General features: G+C 46.5%; 22 protein-coding genes. 6 read left to right on the top strand and 16 right to left on the bottom strand.

The window, feature by feature from the left end:
• Nucleotides 1-7 precede the first annotated feature (7 nt).
• From H3H32_RS21720 to H3H32_RS21710, 3 genes are all read right to left on the bottom strand, one after another.
• Nucleotides 8-1,432: a gamma-glutamyl-gamma-aminobutyrate hydrolase family protein gene (locus tag H3H32_RS21720; RefSeq protein WP_182457720.1), complete on the bottom strand. Its 1,425-nt coding sequence runs from the start codon at nucleotides 1,430-1,432 to the stop codon at nucleotides 8-10.
• 309 nt (nucleotides 1,433-1,741) lie between these two features.
• Complete coding sequence (locus tag H3H32_RS21715) at nucleotides 1,742-2,308, bottom strand: dihydrofolate reductase family protein (protein ID WP_182457719.1); 567 nt, start codon at nucleotides 2,306-2,308, stop codon at nucleotides 1,742-1,744.
• Between the two features lie 59 nt (nucleotides 2,309-2,367).
• Nucleotides 2,368-2,943 carry a dihydrofolate reductase family protein gene (locus H3H32_RS21710; protein WP_182457718.1) on the bottom strand — a complete coding sequence of 192 codons (576 nt, stop codon included), beginning with the start codon at nucleotides 2,941-2,943 and terminating at the stop codon, nucleotides 2,368-2,370.
• Between the two features lie 129 nt (nucleotides 2,944-3,072).
• Between H3H32_RS21710 and H3H32_RS21705 the strand changes: the two genes are divergently transcribed.
• Nucleotides 3,073-4,050 (top strand): GlxA family transcriptional regulator, encoded by a 978-nt coding sequence (locus H3H32_RS21705; RefSeq protein WP_182457717.1) that lies wholly within the window; start codon nucleotides 3,073-3,075, stop codon nucleotides 4,048-4,050.
• Between the two features lie 145 nt (nucleotides 4,051-4,195).
• Here H3H32_RS21705 and H3H32_RS21700 read toward each other — a convergent pair whose 3' ends face one another.
• The 5 genes from H3H32_RS21700 to H3H32_RS21680 all read right to left on the bottom strand — a co-directional run bounded on the left by H3H32_RS21700 (nucleotide 4,196) and on the right by H3H32_RS21680 (nucleotide 9,257).
• Complete coding sequence (locus tag H3H32_RS21700) at nucleotides 4,196-4,975, bottom strand: response regulator (RefSeq protein WP_182457716.1); 780 nt, start codon at nucleotides 4,973-4,975, stop codon at nucleotides 4,196-4,198.
• Between the two features lie 42 nt (nucleotides 4,976-5,017).
• Nucleotides 5,018-6,823 (bottom strand): tetratricopeptide repeat-containing sensor histidine kinase, encoded by a 1,806-nt coding sequence (locus tag H3H32_RS21695; protein WP_182457715.1) that lies wholly within the window; start codon nucleotides 6,821-6,823, stop codon nucleotides 5,018-5,020.
• Nucleotides 6,824-7,212: 389 nt separating this feature from the next.
• A complete protein-coding gene (locus H3H32_RS21690; protein WP_182457714.1) occupies nucleotides 7,213-8,142 on the bottom strand; it encodes a nucleoside hydrolase in 930 nt (309 codons plus the stop codon).
• A 108-nt stretch (nucleotides 8,143-8,250) separates the two neighbouring features.
• A complete protein-coding gene (locus H3H32_RS21685) occupies nucleotides 8,251-8,652 on the bottom strand; it encodes a nuclear transport factor 2 family protein (RefSeq protein WP_182457713.1) in 402 nt (133 codons plus the stop codon).
• A gap of 26 nt (nucleotides 8,653-8,678) precedes the next feature.
• Complete coding sequence (locus H3H32_RS21680) at nucleotides 8,679-9,257, bottom strand: O-methyltransferase (RefSeq protein WP_182457712.1); 579 nt, start codon at nucleotides 9,255-9,257, stop codon at nucleotides 8,679-8,681.
• 137 nt (nucleotides 9,258-9,394) lie between these two features.
• Here H3H32_RS21680 and H3H32_RS21675 point away from each other — a divergent pair, with 137 nt between their 5' ends.
• On the top strand, nucleotides 9,395-10,228 hold the full coding sequence (locus H3H32_RS21675) for an AraC family transcriptional regulator (RefSeq protein ID WP_182457711.1): 834 nt from the start codon (nucleotides 9,395-9,397) through the stop codon (nucleotides 10,226-10,228).
• A gap of 147 nt (nucleotides 10,229-10,375) precedes the next feature.
• Here H3H32_RS21675 and bla read toward each other — a convergent pair whose 3' ends face one another.
• From bla to H3H32_RS21660, 3 genes are all read right to left on the bottom strand, one after another.
• Nucleotides 10,376-11,170 carry a subclass B1 metallo-beta-lactamase gene (bla, locus tag H3H32_RS21670; RefSeq protein WP_240543448.1) on the bottom strand — a complete coding sequence of 265 codons (795 nt, stop codon included), beginning with the start codon at nucleotides 11,168-11,170 and terminating at the stop codon, nucleotides 10,376-10,378.
• 90 nt (nucleotides 11,171-11,260) lie between these two features.
• On the bottom strand, nucleotides 11,261-12,322 hold the full coding sequence (locus tag H3H32_RS21665) for a purine nucleoside permease (protein ID WP_240543447.1): 1,062 nt from the start codon (nucleotides 12,320-12,322) through the stop codon (nucleotides 11,261-11,263).
• Between the two features lie 221 nt (nucleotides 12,323-12,543).
• A complete protein-coding gene (locus H3H32_RS21660) occupies nucleotides 12,544-14,436 on the bottom strand; it encodes a CocE/NonD family hydrolase (protein ID WP_182457710.1) in 1,893 nt (630 codons plus the stop codon).
• Between the two features lie 270 nt (nucleotides 14,437-14,706).
• Between H3H32_RS21660 and H3H32_RS21655 the strand changes: the two genes are divergently transcribed.
• The 3 genes from H3H32_RS21655 to H3H32_RS21645 all read left to right on the top strand — a co-directional run bounded on the left by H3H32_RS21655 (nucleotide 14,707) and on the right by H3H32_RS21645 (nucleotide 20,761).
• Nucleotides 14,707-17,823: an AsmA family protein gene (locus H3H32_RS21655; RefSeq protein WP_182457709.1), complete on the top strand. Its 3,117-nt coding sequence runs from the start codon at nucleotides 14,707-14,709 to the stop codon at nucleotides 17,821-17,823.
• A gap of 302 nt (nucleotides 17,824-18,125) precedes the next feature.
• Nucleotides 18,126-18,602, top strand: a complete 477-nt coding sequence (locus H3H32_RS21650; RefSeq protein ID WP_182457708.1) for a (2Fe-2S)-binding protein — start codon at nucleotides 18,126-18,128, stop codon at nucleotides 18,600-18,602.
• Nucleotides 18,599-20,761, top strand: coding sequence for a xanthine dehydrogenase family protein molybdopterin-binding subunit (locus H3H32_RS21645; protein WP_182457707.1), 2,163 nt, complete (start codon nucleotides 18,599-18,601; stop codon nucleotides 20,759-20,761). The genes H3H32_RS21650 and H3H32_RS21645 overlap by 4 nt, the downstream gene beginning before the upstream one ends.
• A gap of 292 nt (nucleotides 20,762-21,053) precedes the next feature.
• Here the strand turns inward: H3H32_RS21645 and H3H32_RS37910 are convergent, their stop codons facing one another.
• Together H3H32_RS37910 and H3H32_RS37905 are read right to left on the bottom strand one after the other, a co-directional pair.
• Nucleotides 21,054-21,524, bottom strand: coding sequence for a serine hydrolase domain-containing protein (locus H3H32_RS37910; protein ID WP_182457706.1), 471 nt, complete (start codon nucleotides 21,522-21,524; stop codon nucleotides 21,054-21,056).
• Nucleotides 21,463-22,164 (bottom strand): serine hydrolase domain-containing protein, encoded by a 702-nt coding sequence (locus tag H3H32_RS37905; RefSeq protein WP_182457705.1) that lies wholly within the window; start codon nucleotides 22,162-22,164, stop codon nucleotides 21,463-21,465. The genes H3H32_RS37910 and H3H32_RS37905 overlap by 62 nt, the downstream gene beginning before the upstream one ends.
• Before the next feature lie 92 nt (nucleotides 22,165-22,256).
• Between H3H32_RS37905 and H3H32_RS37900 the strand changes: the two genes are divergently transcribed.
• A complete protein-coding gene (locus tag H3H32_RS37900) occupies nucleotides 22,257-22,388 on the top strand; it encodes a hypothetical protein (RefSeq protein WP_256432914.1) in 132 nt (43 codons plus the stop codon).
• Nucleotides 22,389-22,545: 157 nt separating this feature from the next.
• On the opposite strand, the gene H3H32_RS21630 is transcribed toward H3H32_RS37900, so the two are convergent.
• From H3H32_RS21630 to H3H32_RS21620, 3 genes are all read right to left on the bottom strand, one after another.
• Nucleotides 22,546-23,094 (bottom strand): RNA polymerase sigma factor, encoded by a 549-nt coding sequence (locus H3H32_RS21630; RefSeq protein WP_182457704.1) that lies wholly within the window; start codon nucleotides 23,092-23,094, stop codon nucleotides 22,546-22,548.
• Between the two features lie 92 nt (nucleotides 23,095-23,186).
• Nucleotides 23,187-23,369: a hypothetical protein gene (locus H3H32_RS21625; RefSeq protein ID WP_182457703.1), complete on the bottom strand. Its 183-nt coding sequence runs from the start codon at nucleotides 23,367-23,369 to the stop codon at nucleotides 23,187-23,189.
• 183 nt (nucleotides 23,370-23,552) lie between these two features.
• A complete protein-coding gene (locus H3H32_RS21620) occupies nucleotides 23,553-24,350 on the bottom strand; it encodes an SDR family oxidoreductase (protein ID WP_182457702.1) in 798 nt (265 codons plus the stop codon).
• Nucleotides 24,351-24,471 lie beyond the last annotated feature (121 nt).

Raw genomic sequence — 24,471 nt, 5'->3', positions numbered from 1 at the left:
AGCATAACTACACATAGTCATTTTCCGGATGATCTTTTTTATATTGTTCTATCCATTTGATTTTATGCCATGGATTGTAGTTGGGTTCTTTCTTGTGCATTTCTCCTAGTTGTATATCGGTCAATTTGGGTCTGTTTACTGTTTTAGGAACTACTAGATTCGTAGAGGTAGATATAGGCTTAAGGGCTACCAATTCCGTATTGTATTTCCATTGCAGTCTGCCCGGTAATCGATTTTGGGCTTCGATCTGTACTACGGCTGCGGGCGATTTTACTACTGGAGTAACATGCTTTAATTTAATTGGCTTACCAGACTTTAAATCGGAAAGTACTTGCTGCTTGGCTGCGTAAGTTTGCATTGATTGCGCAAAGCCTTTGAAGATATTATCTGACCACATGATAGCGTCCTGATGCTCGTCAAATGCCTTTCTCGCTCCCCCGGTTCCTGATATAGCCTCTGGGTGTGAGGTAATTCCCATAACGGGAGCTCCATATCGTGTTTCAAAACCCTCTGGGGTCTTAGTTTCACCGGTTCCATCCCAGACTGTAAACTCCACTTCTGGCTTGCCATTAATTAGCATTCGTTTTTGAGGCACATTCTTGCCTTTCACTCTCAGCGTATCTGATCCGACATCGTCCCGAATAATCATTTCTCTGTTCTTATCCAAGGCGACCACTTTTTGGTGGGTGGAATTCATCGCATTGATTTTGTTCACGATTGTTTTGACTCTGTCTTTATGCTGGGCTGCCCCACCTAAAAGGCCAAAAAACTGATTCGATGAAAAAGAGCCCCTATCGGTAGGGACATTACTAAAATGCAATGGGTGAGCTATGGCACTGGTACCTTTATGATTATGAATCTCAATTTGATTATCGGTTAACGTTTGCTCCATTCCTCCAAATCCACGCGCCAGACTTCTGGACCCACCGCATATTGCCAAAATGGGCATACCTAAATTTCGAGCCCTTTTGATTAAAGCCTGTTCATAGTTTTCACGGCTCTCTTTCTCAATATGACCGTTTTTTTCTCGATCTAGGTTATCCTGACCGCCTGGAATATACAAGCCGTGGACGCCAGCTAGATGCTCATTGACATTCTTTATAATACGGTCTTTCTGTACGCTTTTTAACTCCTGTTGTGTTTGGATTTCGGTGGCCTCCCTGTCCAACGCGAAGTGGTTAGGTGGTAATGAAAATGTCAGAATAGGTGCACCTTTATTATCACTTAAGGCCTTACTATCGTAGCCAAATCCTGGCCGATTGCTGATGCCAACTTTAGGCTTAAAACTAACAGGAGCAAATGCTCCAGCCTGGCCACTATTAGTTTTAATAGGAGGAGAGTTTGGTGCTCGTTTCTGGCTATAGTACTTCTTTGGGGGTTGGACTGGCTGATTGTTATGCCTTTTGTAATTGTTGGAGCGTTGGTGTTGCATGATATTTAAGCGAAAATAGCCGGATAGATTCGTTCGTAATTCTTTACTACAAGGGTAATGAATGGTATGCTATCAAGTTCTAAAAAAGGCCGGATAGCGCCAAGACTTTTCATACAAACGGCCGAAGAATTTTCGCTTAGTAGGTGACGGGTGGTTTCTGGGCGAATTTTAAGAATAGTAGGACTTTCGCAGGGAGCTATGCCACGGTTATTCAGGTAAGTCAATTGAACCACGGTCTGCCGCTACGATGGCATGGCTCCCTACGAAAGTCTTAAGTTTATGGGTACTCAATTGTTGATAATAATATTACTACGGCTTCCCATAATGAATGGCGATTACGTTACAATCAAACGATTTTGTTTCTATAAGTTTTAGTTTGGTCGTTCCTGTAACATGATCAAATAGGGGTAGTCCTTGACCTAAAATTATTGGATTGACGAATAACCAGAACTCATCGATAAGCCCCAGATTTAATAACGATTGCGAAGCGCCAGGACTTCCGAAAATCAATATGTTTTGGCCTTCCTGCTGTTTTAACCGATTGATATGCTCCGAAAGCTGATCTCCAATGACGGTTGTGTTCGTTAAGCCAGCGCCACTGATCGTTTTGGATAAGACAATTTTTGCGACGTTGTTGTACCAGTTGCCATGCTCAATGTCGTGTTTAGAGGCATCGGGTTGCTCAGCTGCGGTCGGCCAATAGGCCTGCATCATTTCATAAGTTACTCGGCCATAGAGGGCTGCGTCGGCTTGTTCGGTCATGGAGCCAACGAAGTCGAACAGGGAGTCGTCCAGATTAATCCAATCCATTTCTCCGTTAGTGCCTGCCACAAAACCATCCAGGGATGTGTGCATGAAAAAAATCAGCTTTCTCATCTTTACGTTCTTATCTCAAAAAATCACTGTTAATCGTAACAATCTTAAAAATCTGCGCTCTATGTAGTAACCTGATAATAAAGTCCAACCACACCTGAGTTAAACGCTTTGGCTTTGGTAAGCGTTAGTTTGGTCCGGTCATGAACATCCTTGAATAAAGCCTTGCCGTCGCCGAGAAGGATTGGTTCCAATTTGATTCGGTATTCGTCAATCAGATTTTGTTCAGCCAGAGCTGCAACGAAGGTTGCCCCGCCGAAGACCACCATGTCGCCACCCGGCTGCTGTTTTAAATAATTGATTTCGTCGACAATGTCCCGCTCGGCTAAGACTGAGTTGGTCCAGTCGACGGTTTGTAAGGTCTTGGAGAAAACAATCTTACGGGTATTATTCATCCAATTTCCGAAATCGACTAGTTCTGCCGGGATACCCGGACTGGACGGAACGGAAGGCCAGAAACTGGCGAAACCCTGGTACAAAACGCGCCCAGTCAGGATCGTATCGACCGTCGACTGGAAGTCTGCTGCGAGGTATTTGCCCATGTCATCATCGTTCATGGTCTTCCAGTCCTGCTCGCCATTGGGGCCGCATACGAAGCCATCGAGCGACATATGCATGAATAAAATTACCTTTCTCATGGTACGTATTAGTTGTTCTATTTCTGGTTTTGCTATAGACAAATGTAGCGCGATTTAGTAACACCAATAGGGGGTAAATACGGCAAAGTAAGGGTTGATTCCGACAGTGATTTTCGCTATTTTTGAACTATGAAGCAGATATCGATCCTAATCCCAAAAGGTGCTATTTTAGGCAGTCTGGAAGGCACCCGCCAATTATTTTCAGAAGTAAATAATTTTTTCAAAGCAAGGGGCGAAGATCCTTTATTTAAGGTGCAGCTAGTTGGCCTTTCGAAAGAAACACCGATAAGCGGAGGCTTATTTACTGTTCATGCTGATTTATTAATCGATGACGTAGAAAAAGCAGATTTAATTATCATTCCGGCTCTTGATGGCGACCTGAAAACTTCGATAGAAAATAACCGGGATTTTATTCCCTGGATTATTAAACAATATGAAAACGGAGCTGAAGTTGCCAGCCTCTGTTTAGGTGCTTTTTTATTAGCCTCAACTGGCTTATTGAAAGGTCGAAAATGTGCGACACATTGGCTCGCTGCGAATCAATTCAAACAACTGTTCCCGGATGTTGATCTGGTAACCGAAAAAATTATCACCGACGAGCATGGCATTTATTCGAGTGGAGGAGCATTTTCGTATTTGAATCTTATTCTGTATCTAATTGAGAAATATGCTGGCCGTGATATTGCGATTCTGGCAGCCAAAGTGTTTGCGATAGAAATAGAGCGGGAAAATCAGTCCTCGTTTACGATTTTTCAGGGTCAAAAAGATCATGAAGATGAACCTATTAAAAAAGCACAGGAATTTATAGAAAGGAATTTTCAGGATAAAATATCGGTCGACGATTTAGCATCAAAATTTGCGTTAGGAAGGCGAAATCTGGAACGACGTTTCAAAAAAGCTACATCCAATACCGTTGCGGAATATATGCAGCGCGTAAAAATGGAAGCCGCTAAAAAAAGCCTCGAAACAGGTCGGAAAACAGTCAATGAAATTATGTACGATGTTGGCTATTCAGATACAAAAGCATTCAGGACTATATTTAAAAAAATTACTGGTTTAGCGCCTGTTGATTACAGGAATAAATACAATAAAGAAATGCTTGTTTAGAAGACCATTTTTTTATCATTCCGATAATAGGAGGAATCATAAAAAGAAAATAACTAGATAAAAAACGGGGTGTATAAAAAATAATTTAATTTTTTATACACCCCGTTTTTTTGTAATTGATAATCTTGCTTGATAAGCACCTCGTTTATCTATGCAAAAAGTGCCGCAAGAAATCGTCTTTGTAGCTTCGACTGATCGGTATTAAATAGGAGCCAATACTTATTTCGGCCTCGTTAAATGAATCTACTTTGTTGATATTAACAGCAAAGGAGCGATGAATGCGAACCAGCTCTGGTAAATTGATGCGTTCCAGAATACCACTCAATGTAAGGCGGAGTACATACTTGCGGCTTGAGGTAAACAGCGTAGTATAAATATTATCGGCTTCCAGATATAGAAGGTCGCTTAAATTCACTTTTACGAACTGATAGTTCTGTTTTATGAATAAGTGATCATTGATTTGCAGGATTGTTTCCCGGCCAAGTATGTCCCGATCCGATAGGGTAGTTTCGGGTTGATTAGCTGGAGCTGGATTAGTCCGGGCAATAAAGTTATGAATCGCTAACTCAATGGCTGTTCGAAGACTGTGCAACTGATAAGGCTTGTTGACGTAAGCCGCCGGGTAAGTCTGTTTCGCTCGTTCCAGCGTTTCGCGATCCGTCAGGGCAGTTAGGTAAATAATCGGTACAGGCCGCTCGTTCGTAATATGTTGCACTGTTTCAATACCGTCCCAATCGCCTTTAATCGTAATATCGCACAACAACAGATCGACGGGTTGTCGTTTGAAGATATCCAGCGCTTTGCGCCCATTATTGGCTGTGCCAACCACATCATATCCTTCATCTTCCAGACTATCGCTCAATTCCATTGCCAGAATAGGCTCATCTTCGACAATCAGAATTTTTACTCGTTCATCGGGATTCATACATTGCAGTTAATAAAATTCGGGAATTGACGGTGCTTAGGCTTATGCTTGAGTCCGGATGTTGGGCATATGGAGTCGGAATAAAGTCCCATTCTGTTTGAGTAGTTCAAAATGCCCGTCCAGTTGCTCGCTAAGTGAGGCTATTAATCGTTTCCCGAACGAAGATTTATTACCCTTTTGTTGCCAGTCTGATATGTCGATACCAGGCCCGTTATCCTGAACTTCTAACGTAATGCCAGATTGTGCTTGATCGGTTTGTTGCCGTAAGTCGATTCGGAGCAAGGGACGTTTCCTATCGGCCTTGTTATAGGCGTATTTAAACGAATTGGTAATCAGTTCGTTAACGATTAATCCCAGGGGCATAGCCATATCGACATCCAATTCCTCGAGCTCGATATTGAGTTGTAGGTCAAATTCGTCAGCCGAATAATCGTAAGCCCGCATTAGGCTCTCCGACAAATCGGCCAGATAAGCACGCATGTTCACGGTCGTTACTTCGTCTGTTTGATAAAGCCGTTGGTGAATAAGCGACATGGCTTCAACCCGTTGTTGCCCTACGCGAACCGCCTGTATAGCTTTTTCATCGTCCAGACGATTCGATTGTAACTTAAGCAGACTGGATACAATGGCCAGATTATTTTTTACGCGATGATGCAACTCTCTCATCATCAGGGTTAACTGATCTGATTGCTGGGTAATTTTCTTACGACTTTGTTGTACGCGCGCATACAGCCAGTACAGTGTTCCGAGCAGAATGGTCAGTACAATTAAGCCGCCTACACCCGCCCAAATCTGGCGGGTTTGGTGAGCATTGGTAGCTGCTAACTCCCGGATGTTTTCTTCTTTTTCCCGCGTTTGATAACGAGCTTCCAATTCGGCTACCTGTCGGTTTTTTGTGGCGTTAAATACGCTATCACGACTGGCTATATGGCGTTTATAAAAGAGTAATGCCTGACGGAAGTCTCCTCGTTTCTCATAAATTCGACTCAAATGTTCGTTTACATCGGCTAAGATGGAATGTTTCTCCAGTCCCTTTTTTTCAGCCCAGATAAGGGCCTTGTGGCAAGCTTCTTCCGCTTCGTCTAATTTATTCTGCGGAATCAGTGCGTAAGGAATGCTTGTGTTGATATAACCCTGCAAGAATTCGTCGTTCGTTTTGATTGCATAGGCCATCGACTGCCGAAACGACTGCTCTGACCGAACGTACTGACCCATATTTTTATAGAGCAATCCGGCGTTAAACAGGGTACCATAGTAGGTATTCCAGTCTTTTTTCTGCTTATAATATGCCAACACCCTATTAGTATACGCAATCGCTGATGCGTACTGCTTACTGTTGCTGTCTATATTGATTAGCTCACTATAAAACTCAGGCAGTAGCTGGTCGTAGCCAGATTGCTGCGCCAAGGCCATACCCCGCTCTACATGCTGACGAGCTTCTTTAGTCTTGTCAAGTCGATTGTAACAGAAGCCGATATTATTAAACATTCGGATATAATTCCGTTGATCACTACTGGCTTTAAAAGCCACCTGTGCCTTTAAATAGAAGGATATGGCCGTAGCAAAGTCGCCAGTTGATTGGTAAAAACCAGCAAGTTTCCGGTAACCAATAGCTATTCGATGGGTATCTTCACTAGCCTGTGCAATGGCCAATGCCTGTTCCAATAGTTTCTTGACGGGCGCAAACTGGCTAGTGTTCAGCAAAGAGTCACTTAGGTTCCAAAGCTGTTTTATCTTAATGGAATCGGGAGCGCTGGATTCGATAGCCGGCTGTTCCTGCTGAGCCAATACAATGCAGGGAGCTAACCAAATTATAAGATAAACGAAGCGTTTAGCTAAAATTAGCATGGAAGAGGGAAGATAATCAGGCACTAATTTAAGTCATATAGTTATCCAGTAACAAAAGGGATACGGCTATTTATGACATTTTCTTGTTTTGTTGGTAATATTATTCAATAACAACTCAGATATTACCCTGAAAATCTTGATACTAAGCCTTTTGTGTTTTTCTGATTTGAATAGTTACTTAACGTAAATACGGGATTAGATAGGCTCTATGGGCCATTTCTAATCCCGTATTTATGTTACTTATCATTTAGGCTGGGTTATCAAGTAGCTTTCAGAATGAAAGGATTTACTACTGAGTATAAGAGCAGGAGGGTAGCTAAAAAACGTGTCACAGCCTAGTGTAGGTTGTGACACGTTTTTCTGAGAAAGATCTGAAATTGACGCTTGAGCTACTGCTTGTACTGCTTTAAGATATACTCATAGAAATAACCAACATTCACGTCGGTCGCGATTTTTAACTCGTAGCCGTTCGAGTCCAGATAGGTTTGGCCGGCGTTGGGTGGGCGAGTGCTTACGTTCGCTTTTACGATTTCGGTCGTGAATTGTTCAGACATAGCCAAATAACTCGTAGCCAAGAGATCCCACATGAAATAGGTATAGTGGTAACTCGGAATTGTATCGAGTGTAAGCGCCCAAAGTTGCCCTGTTAAATTGGAAAGCTTGTAGTCAATTTGCGTGGCCAGCGTAGACAGAAACTTCTTCGTAACAGGTACATGGTTCGTGACGTCCAGCGGAATCAAGGTCAGTGGAAGTTCATAGGAAACCAGTTTTTGCGAACTGATGGGGTCCCAGAACACATTCCATTCAGCACTACCGTCGTGCTGGAAGGTCTGCACATTTCCGTTCGTTCTGAATGCTCCCGCCATCCAGACAATCTCATCGATTTTCGCTTTTAGTTCAGGCGCTTTCTCCAGTGCCATCACCAGATTAGAGCACGGCCCCGTCATCAGAATCGTTACCTTTTGCGTGGCTGAGGATAACTTATCGATGATCAGGTCGGGGGCGCTTGGGTACAGATATGGATCGGGCGATTTGGGCAGGTTGATCAACATGGGCAACGCATTGATGATCTCCGGCCGGGCGCGCCACTCATTCGGAAAGGCATTGATGCCATAATAATCCCCCCGGCCCAGGGCGACCTGTTCCTTTCCCATCAACTGGAGCAGCTTGTATGTCGATTCGAGGGCGGGTTCGATATAACAATCGGCGGGGGTTACCGTCACCCCGATCAGTTCGGTATCGGGCATGGTGAGTACGAGCAATTGCGACAATAAATCATCAATTGCGCCGTCGTGATCCATTAAGATAAGTTTGGGCATTGGGCGTAGTCATTTAGAATAGCCTGATTGATCGGCAATGGTTACTGATCAGCAAGGCTATTGAATTTGGTAGCAGTATACGCCCTCCTTTTGGGAGAAGCAAGCGTTCTACCCGTAGAGATTCTGGAAAAATGAATCAACCTGATGTTGATCCTGGGGGAAGTTGTAGACTTCGCTAATTTGGCCATCCGCAAATTTCCAGAGCAGACAGGACATGCCCGTAAACTGGCCACCTTCGGGAAGATTACTCCAATTATGATGACAATCAATTACGTAGTCATCAGTAACGCCCGCTACAATTGGTTGAGCCTGAAAAGCGGCCTTGCCCAATTGATTCAAGTAGGCGAGTACTTCATCGGGACCCGATTTAACGCCACTCAACGGATGCTTTCCGGGAATAACCCAGCGAATGGTTGGCGAAAGAAGTTGATGGATTGTTAACAGATCCTGCTCGGCATAGGCCTGGAAAAATCGATGAACAAGGGTGAGATTTGGGTGAGTTGTTTGCATAAGCAATGGACTACAAATAGGTTGGTTTATTGCTTGACGGCTACTACAACACCAGTGGCCCAGTCTAACTGACTGATGCGTAGATCGGGGCGGGTTTGCAGGTGTGCCAGCAAATCCGCAGCTTTTTGATCATGCCCGGCTGGCCAGTTGGGTTGGGGTAGCATGTCGTCAATCAGGTAAAAACCACCCGGTTTTAATAACGCCAACGTTTCGTCCAGGAAGAAGTATTTCCCCGGCCAGGTGTCCGCGAAAATATAGTCGAATTTCTGACCCACGGCTGTTTGAAGCCATTCACCGCCGTCGGCTTCTATAAGGTTTAGTCTACTATCGGCGATCAAATACTGTTGGGCAATGGCCAGACAAGCGGGATCGTTGTCCAGTGAAATCAAGGTTGAAGCGTTGTCCATTCCGGCTAGTATCCAGGCGGTTGCCAGCCCTGTGCCAGTTCCTAATTCCAGAAAATTTCCTCCGGGTTTACTAGCTGCCAGCGTACTAAGTAAAGCACAGGTGAGCGGATCGGAGGCCATGGAAAAGCCCGCTTCCTGCGTTGCTTTTTCAATTAATTTGTAAGCTGCCGGGAATGATTTTACCGTTGGAGGATTCATAAGTAATTGTTTTATGTAAATGTAGACTCGCCAATTTGTTAAGCCGATTTAAACTAAAAGTTGTGTGCCCCCATCGGGGTCATGCAAAGCCCACAAATAATGTGCTGGCAAAAGTAGATTTTTCTAACTTGGCCCGTATGTTTGAAAAAGACAATGATTTGTTCGCATCGGCCACCGCCCGAAAACCAGTAAGCTGTGCGTCGGTTGCAGCCGAGAAACCCACGTTTGTCTATCATCAGGAGTTAGGACGCTTTTACACCGATTGGCACCAGCATCCGTGGGGGGAGTTTGTCTACGCCGAAAATGGGTTCGTTCATCTGCACGTAGCGGGTAAAAAAGTGTTGTTGCCCAGTTGGTATGGGGCCTGGATTCCTCCCAATACACTGCATGAAATTTGGTCAGACAGTCCATCGCTGCACATGCGGGCGATCTGTTTTCCGGCCGATTCATCAACGAATGGGCTTAAGTCTGAACTTACGGTCTTCCCCGTTTCCCCTTTGCTGAAGGAAATGGTTCGGTACACCGAAAGATGGAATGAAGTGGAACCGGCAGATTTTCGGGAAGTTACGTTTCTACAGGCTATTCAGGACCTGTTGCCAGAGGAAATGACAAAATCCATACATGTCTGCCTTCCTTCGACCAGTCATGAAAAACTCGCTCAATTGCTGGACTACCTGAAAAATCACTTAGCTGAAAAAATTAGTATCGAGACGCTGGCTCACCAGTTCGGATTTTCGGTTCGAACGTTGAGTCGCTTGTGCAGGCAACAACTTGGCGTGTCTTTTTCCAGCTATTGTAAACTGGCTAGAATGATGAAAGCGCTGGAGTTGATGGAACAGGGAAACGATAATGTTTCGGAGATTGCCAGTCTGGTTGGCTACGAGAGCTTAGCCACATTCAGTAATAACTTCCTTGATATCTGCGGAAATCGGCCGCTCTATTTTATTAATAAAAAGCGGGTTCAAAGATAATGTTTTGGAAAAAAGCTGTGCTGTGTTGATTGAAAATGCTTGTTTTTCTGTCATTCCGACGTCAGGAGGAATCTCAAGCTTGACTAATACGGAAACTTGAGATTCCTCCTGACGTCGGAATGACAGAAAACTATACTTACAAACCACTCATTTTTTAGCGGCTGCGTGCTTTTTGAGGAGCGTTAAGGTGTGTTCCAGTGATTTTTTATCACCCCATTCCTCATGACCGGGAACCACAATTCGAGCATCGCCAAATTGCTTCATCACATTCTGAATGGTACCTGCCCAGGCATTTAGGTTCGCATCAGCAAGATTCCCCATTCCGAAGGCGGCTACGCTTTTTACCAGGCATCCGCCATGCAAAATTTTCTGATTAGGTAGCCAGACCACAATGTTATCGCTGGTGTGTCCTTCGCCCGCAAAGTAGCACCGGATCGGCTCTTGCCCAATCGTGAATGTAGTATCGTTCGGTAAAATACCATCGGGCGATTCATAGCCGAGTTTCACCGATTTCTGCGCGGTTAAGGGCGTGCTTACGACCCGGATGCCCGCTTTACGGAGTTCATGAATCCCACCTACACGATCTTCGTGCGCATGCGTAACAATGCAAAGTCGGATCGGTTGGTGCAGATTATCGGCAACCCATTGTACTATATCTCGGGTATTATCGGTATTGGTGTCGGTATCCCAACCCGTATCAATCAACACAACTCCATCTTTCGTCTTTACGATCAGTCCATTAGAGCCTACAGGCGTGCCACGATATAGACCATAGGTGGTATGCACATACACCTGATCATTCAGGGGTGTAACGGTCAATTTGGGCTTTTGTACAGATTGAGCCAGGGTAAGATGTTGGAAAAGAACGAATAATGAAAGCAAAAGTAAAATACGCATGAGTTGAGCTAATTCTGGCGCGAGCATTTGCTCGTGCTTGTTCATATGGCCAGTATTCGCTGGCCCCTATATTGAACACCAGTAAATACTGGCAATATAAAAGGCACGGGTAAATACCCGCGCCAGATGCTGCCGTTAGTTACCCGGCGTCTTGTCTTTATAAACAGCCCAGTTCCCAATCAGTTTATCGATGACCACAACGCCCGTTTGGTAAGCGGCTTCCAGTGCTGGCACGTAAGCCGTGTAACGTTCCCCAACTTCTTTGCCGCCATTGGTTAGATTTTCGGCGGCTGTTACGCCAGCGGGTTGCATGGTGTAATTACTTGCCGTTCGCAAAACCATATACCGATTGATATCCGCTTTTCCCGCATTTGTCAGCCACTGTAGAGACTGCCCGGTTCCGGTATCCTCCATAGCCGACGTTACAAAATTTCCTTTGCCTCCTGTCCAGTAACTGACCCATTTGTTGGCCCAGTCATTCAGGTATTTACCGTGCCAGAAAGTCATGGCAGCAATATGGTCGCCCATCATAACACGTGGTGGTTTTTGGGCTTCGGGGAAACCCTTATAGCGGGATCGCATTTTCTGAAGGGTTTCATTATCCGTTAGCTTCGTGTCTTTCGTTAGCCCAAATGCCCACTTAGCCAATTCAGGATTCAGGTGGATCGAAACAGTGAAATCGTTATCCTGAGCGGGTTCTTCATAGGGTTTAGTCCGGCGTAACGGCAGGTAGCCCGTTGGCCATTCTTTGGGAGTTTCGCGCGGATCGATCTCATGGGCAAGGTCACCATCTACTAACCATTCGGCCCAGACGGCTGAGCCTGCGCTACCATCTTCGGGATCAATTCCGGCAATGCCCGCCACCATCCAGTAGGCATGAGATAGATCAAAGCGAGGGTCCATACCCAGCGCCATAATAGAGGCCGCAGACCGAGCCGTTCCCATACCGGTACAAATGCCCAGAATCTGTTTGTCTGGATTATACCGAAGGTTACGATAACCCTGCGGAAACGGGATGGTTTGCGAAAGTGGAAGTCGTTCGACCCAGTACTGAAATTCGCCGGGTCGATCGCCGGTATCGGCCCCAATTTCGAACATTGTCACGACCACTACCTTAACCGGAATGGGCGCCGTTGGCTGGGCATAGGTAGATAAACTGACAATTAATAAGATCGGTAGTAATAGTTTCCTGCGCACGTGGGGTATGGCTACTTGTTTTTTGTCATCCCGACGCAGGAGGGATCTTAAGGCTTCTTGACTCTCAAACAAGGATGCTTTAAGATCCCTCCTGCGTCGGGATGACAAAAAAACTCCTGTAATTCATTATTCCATTAGCCACTTTAGCTAGGTTATTAGAGCTTCCCCAAACGTTGTAAGCGGTAAAGCTCTATCCGTCCTGAGAAGCTCTTACTGTAGCATTATGGATTCGTTAAAACGCCAACTTTCAGGAAGCTTGCGCCTGATTTGCCATGATACACTCGGTGCGTGGCTTTCTGATAATCAGATTCTTTGGCTGAGAAAACGGGTACGAATGTTTGTGGATTCCGGTCGGCGAGGGGGAAGCACGAACTTTGGACCTGCACCATGAGTCGGTGTCCTTTTTTGAAGGTATGCAGAACATCCTGTAACTCGACGGCCACCTGCGTTGGCTGATTGGGTTTGAAGGCTTCGGGTTTGCTGACGTTGTTCCGGTAACGCCCCCGAATAATCTCGCTCCGAATCAGTTGCTGGTAATTACCATACACAACGTCTTTATGCTGAGGATTTTCTGGTGCATCTGGCGGATAGACATCAATCACTTTCACCATCCAGTCGGCATCGGTACCGGTGGTCGATACCGTGAGTTGAGCCAGAATAGGCCCAGCCAGCGTTACATCTTCCGTAAGAGCGTCGGTTTGAAACGTCAATACATCTGGACGAGCGGAGGCAAATCGCTGATCGTCGACCATGTACTCCGCCGAAAAACCATCGTTGATTTTGCTGGAAAACGGAACCGGATGCGCTGGGTCGGAAGGAAATTCAGAGAATGCCGCACCCGTGGTTACGGGCGAAAAACTGAGTTTTCCGCTACCCCCTAAATGCAGCTGTTTCTCCACGGTTCCCTTCGGGGGATACGTATCGAAACTCCGCCAGCGATTGGTGCCCGTTTCGAAGAGGGTGGCTTCGGGTAAGGTCAACGGGGTGGTTTCGTTGAAGAGATAGTGCTTGAAAAATTTAGCTTCGATATTCTCCTGATAATAAGGCGATGTCTTGGAGCCAAAATCGACATCGGCCAGTGTTTGACCTGATGGACCCGCCCATCCACCGTGTACCCAAGGACCTACCACAAAAATGCTCTGAATACCTGGATTCTGCTTTTCAATGGCCTTGTAGGTGTTGAAGGTGCCGTACAAATCCTGCTCATCGTACCAGCCACCAACAACCATGACAGCGTGTTTGATACCCTTCAGGTGCGGCAGAATATTGCGCTTTTTCCAGTGCTCATCATAGTCAGGATGTTCGAAATTTTCGTGGTAGTACACGTTCCGACCTTTGTAGTATTGACTTTCCGAATTGGCCGTTGGCCCCATGTTCAGGTAAAAATGATAGCCATCGGGATCGTCAATAGAAAATAAACGTTTAGGGCGTTCTTTCGTTGGTGCTGTTTGCTCCTGAAAACCGGTGTAAAAACCAAAGTTCGCGGCAATTTGAAAGGCCCCGTTATGAAACGCATCATCGCGCCAGAGGTCGGCCATCGGTGCCTGGGGCGACGACGCTTTCAGAGCAGGGTGGCCCGACACTGATCCTGCTGAGGTGAAGAAACCGGGGTAACTGATGCCCCATTGGCCCACATTGCCGTTATGGTTGGGAATATTTTTCAGTAGCCAATCGATGGTATCGTAGGTATCGGAAGCTTCGTCGTGATCGGCATTTCCTTTCTTGTTATCAACATGGGGCGTCATTTCAACAAACTTGCCTTCGGACGCCCATCGTCCACGAACATCTTGATAAACAACAATGTAATTCTCGCGCAACATAAATGGATTAGGCCCTAAACGTCGACGAAACAGGGCAACGCCATAGGGTTGGCAGCTGTAAGGCGTTCGTTGCATCATTATCGGATGCTTCACCGATTGGTCTTTGGGCGCATAGACCTGCGTAAAGAGCTTGGTGCCGTCGCGCATGGACACCATAAATTCAGATTTCAGGTAATTCTCGCGCACATAAGCCGTGTCTTGTACGGGGGTATATGGGTAGGGGTTGGCGGGTGGAGTCGACTGGGCGACAGCGAGCGCGGGCAACAGCAGAATAAGAGCGACTAGTGTTTTCACAGAATGTTGGAAGTCATTTTTGGTACAAAATAGCGCTAAAAAGGGCTAGATAATTCGATGGGCCAGTAATTTAAGCACACAACCATCCATGGCAGGATTCTTGCCTGATCAGTTAGTAGACTAGCAGTCACCGAATTGTCAGTTTATGGCGCTACACTATTAACCATTCGGTATAATAGTTATCAGTGTGCTGTACTAACTTTGTGGTTGGCTGGCAGCAAGCGTTTGTTTGGTAAGCACGGTTCCTCTCGTGCGCCACCACCCACCGACATGAAACGTACGTTAAAATCTGTTGCAACAGGGCTTAAACGATTGAGCCTTGGCATAGGCGCTATTATTCTGCTAGTCGGCCTGACGATTGGCGGTTTGCCTTACTTGTTTCCCGGCTTTATTACGGAAAAGCTGAACGAGTGGACAGCCAGTCACCTGAAAGGGAAACTGGTATTTTCAGACGCGACACTCTCATTTTTTGCGCGCTTCCCCAACCTGACATTGACCCTGCACGACGTTACGCTCAACGGCTCGGCTCCGTTTGAACGGGATACGCTCATCGCAGCCCGGGAAATCAGTTTGGGCGTCGATCTATCCAGCCTGCTTGAAAAGCGAATTGAAATCGACAAGGTGTTTCTGGCCGACGGGCGAATCAATGTTCAGGTAGATAAGGAGGGACGCGCCAACTACAATGTCTATGCAGCCTCTACCGATTCGGTGGCGGCTCCAAAAGATACCAGCAGCACTGCACTGACTATCGAAAAAATACAGATCGAGCGGACCAATATTCTCTATAACGATTTGTCGATCCCGATTCTGGTTCGGGCGAAGGGCGTGTTCTATGAAGGCAAAGGTGATTTGAGTAAAGACATCTTTGACCTCTACACGCACACCCACATCGACTCGGTTGATCTTTATTACGATAATCAGCCCTATGCGCTTGGGAAACAGGTCAATGCCGATTTAATTACCCAGGTAAATACAACTTCGCTGGCGTTTGTGTTTGCCAAAAACGATCTGAAAATCAATAAGCTGCCTGTTCAATTTAAGGGCAAATTTGCCTTCCTGCGCGACGGTTATACAATGGATTTCAAAGCGAACTCTGTTGAAACAGACCTCCACAATATCATTACGGCCCTGCCGCCCGATCTGGTACGCTGGGCTGCTAAAACGGATATTAATGGTTTCGGAGCATTCGGCGTGTCGCTGGCGGGTGAATATAGCGCGGTCAATAAAACCAAGCCGGAACTGCAACTCAATGTTGCCCTGCGCGATGGGTCAATTGCCTACGAAAAAGCACCCGACCCCGTTCGAAACCTGCGTCTTGATTTGGCGGTCAAACTTCCCAATCTGAATCCCGAAGAGCTGGACCTGGCGATGGATTCGCTCTATTTTACGATCAATAAGGACTTTTTTAGCTCACGGCTGCGGGTAAAAGGATTCAGCAAACCGAACGTTCACGCGCTGGTTAGTACAGACCTTGATCTGGAAAAATGGGACAAAGCATTTGGTATTCCGTTGATTGATGTAAAAGGTCGGTATCGCCTGAATCTTCAGGCCGACGGTGATTATATTGTTACGCAGAAACGTATCAGTGCGCACAAAGTGGAGCAGACTATTTCCAGCATTCCGCGATTTACACTAACGTCCTCATTAGAAAATGGCTATTTTAAATACGACTCACTACCACAGCCGATCAGGGATGTCCGGTTTAATCTCGACGCTTCCTGCCCCGATCAGGATTATCAGCACACACAAGTTGCGTTGCGAAATCTCCAGATCAAAGCCCTGCAAAATGTGATTCGTGGATTTGTTCAGGTGAGTAACCCCAGGCAACTAGCCGTGACCGGACGATTGGATGCTATTCTACGCCTGGACGAACTGAAATCGTTTTATCCGCTCAATGATAGCCTGCAATTGGCTGGTAAACTTACCATTGAGGCCGAGACAGAAGGGAAATATGTACCCGAAAAACGCCAGTTCCCGATCACCAAAGCCATTATTCAGCTGACCGACGGCACTGTTCAGACGAAGTACTACCCGCATCCTATTGAACGCATTCATGTCAACGCCAACATTCTCAGTACATCTCCATCACTGAACACGCTCAAGGTTGGCTTTAGCCCTATTTCGTTCTCGTTTGAGGGACAGCCATTTAAGGTGCAGGCCGATCTGAAAAATTTCGATAACCTGACCTATGCCATTACCTCACAAGGCACGGTCGATGTGGGTAAACTTTACCAGGTTGTGGCACAACAGGGTTACGATGTAAAGGGCAAGATAAAAACGGACTTCTCGCTTCGTGGTAATCAGAGCGATGCCACGGCTGGCCGATATGATCAGCTTTTCAATAAAGGAACCGTGCAGGTGAATGATCTACTACTGTCGTCGGATATGTTCCCATTACCTTTTCTGATCAAAACGGGCCTGTTTCGATTCGATCAGGACAAAGTTTGGTTCGATAAGCTTTGGGCTACCTATGGCTCGTCTACAGTAGATATGAACGGCTACCTGACAAATGTTATCGACTACCTGACCAAGCCACTGTCGCCCCTTCGTGGCAGCTTCACCCTGAACAGCAACTCGATCAATGTTGACGAATTTATGGCCTTTGCCAGTAAACCGACGCCATCGGGTAAAGTCTCCTCGTCGTCATCGGGGGTGGTTGTTGTGCCACCCAATCTGGCAGTTGAGGTGAAAGCAACGGCTAAACGCGTGAGTTATAACGGTCTGGCCTTGCAGGATGCACATGGCCAGATGACCATCGATAGTGGTCGAATTAAATTGCAGCAAACTGGCTTTACGGTGATCGGTACACCTGTTACGATGGATGCTACCTACCAGAGTATATCCCCCAAACGAGCTGCTTTCGATTACCACATCAATGCCATTGATTTTGACATCAAACGGGCCTATCGTGAGATTACGCTGTTTAGAACGTTAGCGACATCCGCGGCCAAGGCCGAAGGACTTGTTTCGCTGGACTACCAACTGGGCGGTAAACTGGACGCCAATATGGACCCGATTCTTCCGTCGTTGATGGGTGGTGGTGTATTATCGGTTCGTAAAGTCAAAATGAACGGATTCCGCTTGTTTGGAGCTGTGAGCAAGAAAACGGGGCACGATATCAGCAATCCTGATATTTCGGAAGTGTCCATTAAGACCACGATCGCCAAAAATACGATGACGCTGGCCCGCACCAAACTGCGTATAGCTGGTTTCCGCCCCCGATTAGAAGGTAAAGTTGGCTTAGATGGGAAGCTAAACCTGAACTTTCGATTGGGCCTGCCACCCCTGGGCATTCTGGGTGTCCCGATGACCATTACCGGCACGCAAACCAATCCGAAGGTCAAACTAGGAAAGAATAAAGAAGATAAAGACGAATCGGAGCAGTGAGTTACTTTGATTGATGGCGCGAGCGTCTTCGCTCGTGTCAATTATTCATCGGCCTCTGGCCGATTGACAACTACATTTTTTCGGCCAGAGGCCGGAGAATAATCGGCACGAGCGAAGACGCTCGCGCCATCTTCCTACTAAGGTTTGTGCTCTCGCAGACCTTTTTTATTCCTGTAATCAATCAATGATTGTAGTTGATACCCCTTTCTATACAGGTTATCAAACTAATTTCCATTGAACATAAGCAAAGGCTATTTTTACTAGTGTCTGATTCTTAATCAATTCTAGTAGAAATAGCCTTTATGCCTTCGTACACGTTAGCCGTCAACGGAAAGAAATACACCGTCAATGCCGATGCCCAGATGCCTTTGTTGTGGGTTATTCGTGAATTAGTTGGCCTCACCGGAACAAAATACGGATGCGGCATGGCGCAGTGTGGAGCCTGTACCGTGCACCTCAGCGGTGCGCCTATTCGCTCCTGCTCTTTTCCTGTATCGGCCGTGCTGAATCAACCAATCACGACCATCGAGGGAATTTCGAAGGATAACAACCACCCCGTACAAAAAGCATGGATTGCCGAACAGGTGCCGCAATGCGGCTATTGTCAGAGCGGCCAGATTATGTCGGCCGTTGCCCTTCTGAAGACAAATCCACACCCTACCGACGCAGATATTGATGCGGCTATGCAGGGGAACATTTGTCGGTGTGGCACTTATCCCCGAATCCGAAAAGCCATTAAAGTCGCTGCTGGTACAGTTCTAAAAACCAATGGCCAATGAAACAGACGAACGGGTTGTCGCGCAGGGATTTTATTCGTCAGACTAGCCTTTTAGGGATAGCCTTAACCATAGGGACTTATGGCGTTGCTTCGGGTGTACCGGAAATCATTAACGTCCAAACGACTGGCAAGACAGGTATCGAACTGCTTGCCTGGATTTCTATAGATACGTCTGGTAAAGTGACGTTGCGCAATCATCGCTCCGAAATGGGACAGGGTACGTTTCAGGCAATTCCCCAGATGATTGCCGAAGAACTGGAAGTTAATCTTGATCAGGTTACGGTTGTGTTCGCGGCTGCCAATCCGAAAAAGTTTGGTCCTCAACCGCAGGAAGGTAGTTTTTCGGTGCGCGGCTGGTACAAACAACTGCTACAAATTGGCGCTTCGGCGCGGGAAATGCTTATTGCCGTAGCCGCTAAACAATGGAATGCGGAAAGATCAGATTGTTATGCGGAGAACGGCCAGGTAATTCATCGGCCATCTGGTAAAAAATTGGGTTATGGCTTACTTGTCGAAGAGGCTTCGAAATTGACACCTCCGCAGAACGTGCCACTAAAGCTCCGGAAGGATTATAAAATCATTGGAAAACCGATGCGCCGTCAGGATACTCCACTGAAAACCAACGGCACTGCGCAGTTCGGGTTAGACAAAAAAGTACCGGGCATGTTGTATGCAGTGGTTGAGCGAAGTCCTCGGTTTCGCGGAAAAGTAACCCGGTTCGATGCCTCAAAAACGAAAGCCGTACCGGGCGTAAAGAACGTCTTCATGGTGCAACGTGCTGTTTTCGGGACTCTGACGGAAGGTGTTGCGGTAGTCGCCAATTCGCTTTGGGCGGCCATGCAGGGACGCAAACTACTGAGCGTAGAGTGGGACGATTCGGGATTTGATCACCTGGATTCCGGGCAACTTTCTGCACAGATGCGGGAAAACCTTGGCAAGCCCGGTCCGTCCGAAAAATTTGAAGCCGTCTGGCAAAGCTCCGTTAGAAAAATTGACGCGATTTATGAAACGCCCTATCAATCGCATAGCTGCATGGAGCCACTCAACTGCATTGCTCATGTGCAGGAAAATCGCATTGACATTTGGGGGCCAATTCAGGAAGCGAACTGGATACAAGCCGATTTGAGTGAACGGATGGGTATTCCTAAGGAAAATGTCACGGTCAATATGACCTTTCTGGGTGGAGGTTTTGGTCGCAAAGGATTTACCGACTATCCGCATGAAGCAGCCCTGATCTCGAAAACCATGAAAGCGCCTGTTCAGGTGGTCTGGACGAGGGAGGACGATATGCGTACTGGTCCATTTCGAACCGGAGCCTCTTATGCCTGCAAAGGTGGTGTCGATAAGAACGGTCAGATTCTTGCTTTTCAAATGATAACGGCTGCTCAGTGGATTGGGCAGGAATGGAGTCCTAAACCTTATCCTGACCCGGAACCGCCTTCCTATAATAACGGCACGACAGAAGGAATGCTACATTCTTATCTTAAAGCGATTCCGCATTATAGCTTCTGTGGTGTGGGAACCCGCGCACCCATACCTGTACTATGGTGGCGCTCGGTATATGCCTCTACCAACGGCTTTGCGGCTGAGAGTTTCATTGACGAACTGGCTCATTTAGCCGAAACTGATCCATTAACATTTCGCCGAAACCATCTGCCCGACAAACGCTATGCGGCTCTAGTCGATCAACTGGAAACGATTAGTGGCTGGAAATCAAGAGGAAAGCAGGCAGGTTGGGGTGTTGCCATTACGGAATGCTTTGGCGGCATCTGCGGACACATCGTTCAGGTGTCACGCAAGGCCGACGGAAAGCTCAGGATCAATAAAGTGATTGCCCTGATCGATTGTGGCTGGTATGTCAACCCCGATATTATTCGAGCCCAGGTTGAAGGCAGTATCATCATGGGCCTGGGAGCTGCCATCAAACATGCGACTACCTTTAAAGATGGGAAAGCGGTGCACCAGAACTTCAATACCTACGAAATGCCCCGTATAACGGATACGCCATACATTGAGGTGCATATCATGGAAAACGATGAACCCGCTGGGGGCGTAGGCGAGCCTGGATTGCCCCCCTTCGCGCCCGCTTTGTGCAATGCGATTTTTGACCTCACCGGTAAGCGTATCCGTATGTTGCCGTTTAACCTGGAGGATGTGTAGGTATAATGGTGATGTCAGTTTCTTAAAACTGACCCGATTTTCCGTGGTCTGTGAGGACACCTAGAGTATATACACATCTCTGGCATAGTCTAATCAGCCCTGTAAGGGCGTCCGGTCAATAGTTATTGTCGTTTATTAGAAACCTCAAGCGCCGTAGGTGCGACCTAATTTAGTTTATTTAGGTCGCACCTACGGCGCTTGAGGTTATGTTCAAGCAACTGCTTTCTATTAACAGGCCACTCCTAACGGAGTTTTAAACAGGCCCAATATATACAAAGAACTTGGTGTTAAATTATTTTCCACTAACTGGCTTCCCCGTTGCGGCACGCAGATAAAGCGAAGCAATTTCCTTGGCGATAGTTTCGGGATTGGCCTCTTCGCCATTGGTCAGGATAATAACCGAAAGGTTAGCCTGCGGAAAACGGGCATATTCCGTCCGGAAGCCAGGGAGCGATCCACCGTGGTGAACCCATTGCGTCCCCTGAAACGAATCAACCCGCCAGCCTAATCCGTAGGGATAAGGCGTTCCATCTTTCAATACAAAAGGCGTCAGCATCTGTTTCTGGCTGGCTTCTGTCAGAAATTTGGTGGTATATAAAGCCGCATCCCATTTCGCTAAATCCAGTACCGTCGACAGAAAGGCACCGCTAGGGCGTAAGGCGCGGTAAGGGATTGCGCGGTGGAGATGATCTTTATCCCATTCATAGCCATCGACCCGGTTGGGTACAATTTCGCTCAGGGTTGTGGTACGGGTAGCCGTCATGGCGAGCGGTGTAAAGACCCGTTGTTTCAAAAAAAGTAGCCCAGGGCTGGCCCGACACTTTACGGATAATATCGGCCAGTGCAAAATACCCTACGTTACAGTACTGCCATTTTGTGCCAGTCGGAAATTGCAAAGGTAAGGGAAACGCCGACTGAACCACCACTGAATCTGGCTGAATTTTGGCCGGATCAAAGGCGGGCGCTTCCCGAACAATCCCGGAAGTGTGTGACAGCAAATGGCGTAACGTGATGCCTTGCCAGGTTTGGGGAGCGTCGGGGTAGAATTTATGAATATCATCGTCGAGGCCAAGTTTGCCTTCTTGCGCGAGCATCAGAATACCCGTCGCAATAAACTGTTTACTGACCGAAGCAATGGCAAAGACACTTTGCGGGGTTACGGGTACATTGAGTTCGACATTTGCCAGTCCGTAGCCCTTTGCCAACGTCACCTTTCCCTGCCGAACCACAGCAACCGAGACGCCTTGTATATGCTTGCTGGTCATGTGCGTTTTGATAATGGCATCGACACTATCCGTAGAAACTTGCGCAACAGATTGTGCCCAGCTCCCATGCTGAAACAGTAAAAACGCGACGAATAAAAGTAGATGGGTACGGTAAGCTGGAGAAGTGAACAATGCCATAGAGCGTGAAGAGGAAGAGAATGCTATAGTTCAGTAAAGTTAGTGTAGATATAGCTCCGTACGATAACAAACATCCCGAGCCTAATTTTTTTGTGAAGTTGATTTTGAAAGCGTCCGTGAAAAAGGCCGTTACGGGCGAAGCACCTTACAAACGGAATACCCAGACACCCCTGCTTTTATTAGTACAGACACGAGAGATTTTGATGCTGAAAAACGGCGATTAATCGATTACATCCTAAAAACGCAGCAACTTGGTAAAGAACATTTCAGCAACAAGCCATCGCTCTCGTTCGGGCCATTGAGCATAAAGGAATGGAATAATCTGTTTTACAAACATTTAGATCATCACCTGACGCAGTTTGGAGTATGATGGTGCGAACGTCACTTTTTGCTCACTTTTCGAGCTTGCTGAAGGCACTTGTATTTCTGGTTCTGGGCCGAGTGTAGGTTGGAATAACCGTCGTCCTTTACAATGTCGGTGATCTGTTTGCTAGTGAAAAAAATGGCCGAGAGTAACGTCTGACAACGAATGGTGAGTTTCTTAAGAATCGCTATTACGCTCTCGTAGGCAGAGGGTGGTGTTTCTAGTTCAACTGGTGGTACGAAACAGCTTACTTCATCGGCATCATCAAGACTCGTCCAGCGAGCTGATTTCTTTAACTGTTTAAGCCATAGGTTTTTGCTAATGGCAAACACATACGTTTTTAAGGAGGACGTCACCTGGAAGTCAGGGCTTTGCAGATTAGTTAGCAAAACCAGCAACGTCTCCTGAAACAAGTCCTTTGCCTCATCCTGATTCCCGCTATTTTGAACGACAAAATGCTCTATCGACAGGTAACACTGTCGATAGAGCTTGTCGAAACCTTGATTGTCGCCCGCCCGTAACTGATTGAGCAGTTGTGGGTCAGGAGAGTCTGTTAGTATAGGCATGGCAAAAAGTAAACGATTTTAGATTAACCACACAAGCACAGAGTTTTTAAAGACTTTTTCTCTGTGCTTCTGTGGTTAATCTACCTTTAAATCTACTTCGAAATTGGTCGAATTAGTCGTAAAATGCTATAGCCTACACTGGTTGTTACACAAAGTGGGCAAATACCAAACCGAAAGAAGAACAGGCCCATTTTTTTGTACCAGGGCAGATTAATGGGCGTAATTGGGCAACTAACGCCGTCGCCTTCGTATTCATGAATGTTCCAGATATTCATAGTGCTTTTTGTTTAGTTAGGCCCGACCAAAGAGCATATACAGACAGCAGGTGGTCATCAAAAGAGCAGTGATAATAAGAACGTATTTCGTGCGAGATTTCATAAGAGACAACTGGTTTGTTTCTTGTTAATACCCGCCTTCGTCGTTTATCACCCGCTTTATTGTTTTTTTTCTCTGTTATTTCAGCCATACCGTTCAGCCAGATAGTCTTCCCAAGTCTGAGAGTCAGTCGCGACTTCCCGACAGATTGCATTCCCCTGTGAAATACCCGTGAATACTGAACCAATGATGGGAATCGGTAGGATAGGTTTGGAAATATTCTGAGACTTCATCCAGAGCTTAGCGAGTGTGCCTGCATTATAGACCTGTGGACCGCCCAAATTCAGTACCCTCTGTTGATTACCTGCCTGCGCCAGTTGACACAACTCCTGAGCTACGGCCTCAACCTGAATGGGTTGAATGAGAAATTTCTTAGGAACAAACCCAATGGGCAAGCTCAATAACTTGCCCAGCACAAAGTCAACAAAATTATGGAACTGGGTTGCCCGCAGAATAGTGAAGGGTACTTTGCTTTCCTGAATCAACATTTCGGCATCAAGTTTGGCCTGGTAATAACTGTACAGGATTTTATCGACGCCAACGATTGAGCTATATATCAAGTGCTTCACATCCGATTGGTCAATGGCACTCAGTAAATTACGCGTAATCACGACCTCAACCGATTCGCTCCCGATTTTCCCCTGACCACTGGCGAGGTGAAAAACCGTATCGACGCCAGCGAGTGCATCGGTGAGTCCTTTACCCGTTAATAGATCAACTTTTGTCCACGGCAAATTAGAGACTTGATTAACACGGCTGTACGCATCTGTTTTGATCTGGTGCCGACTTCCGATCTGAAAGTTCACCTGATTTTTTTGTAGTTCATTTACAACGGCCGAACCTAACACGCCCGATCCGCCGATAATTAAGGCTTTGTTCATGATTACGAGTTAATTAACGTGAATTATGGCCGATTTAAAGATAGCTTGATACTAGTTTTTTGTCATCCCGACGCCAGGAGGGATCTTCGGTAAATAACCAGTTTCCGAAGATCCCTCCTGG

It is taken from the genome of Spirosoma foliorum, assembly GCF_014117325.1.
In the GTDB taxonomy this organism is placed as follows: Bacteria; Bacteroidota; Bacteroidia; order Cytophagales; family Spirosomataceae; genus Spirosoma; species Spirosoma foliorum.
Note: the sequence above shows the minus strand (reverse complement) of the source record. Positions and strands in the feature narration are given on the sequence as shown.